Consider the following 393-nt stretch of genomic DNA (forward strand, 5'->3'; position numbering starts at 1 on the left):
CCGGACGCGGACAACATCACCTTCAGTTGCCTGCTCAAGAATGGAAACATCCTCTTCGCCACGCGCGAGAAGCTGTTCCTGAGCACCGACAATCTCGGGACATATCGCGAGATCGTCGTCGAGGATTGCGACGGGAGTGATTACCGACCGCATGTCGCGAAGGACCCCGCTCGTCCCGGCTGGTATTTCCATCCGCTCGACGGCATTCACACCTGGGACATTGACGGCAGGGAGATGCTCGTATGGGGCAACTACTGCAATGTGCTCGGTGGGCCGGCTCCCGTGAATATCTACTACTCCACGGACGGCGGTGAGACGGTCAAGGTTGCCTATTCGTTCGGCAGGAATCCTCATTTCCAGGAGGAGGAGACCCCGCCCGAGTCGTTCCTCGGC

At 59.5% G+C, this 393-nt stretch carries 1 pseudogene; it reads left to right on the plus strand.

Annotation, left to right across the window (positions count from 1 at the left end):
* A pseudogene (locus tag GA615_RS27270) lies at positions 1–393 on the plus strand (hypothetical protein); the annotation flags it as partial.

It is taken from the genome of Tautonia marina, assembly GCF_009177065.1.
GTDB lineage: Bacteria > Planctomycetota > Planctomycetia > Isosphaerales > Isosphaeraceae > Tautonia > Tautonia marina.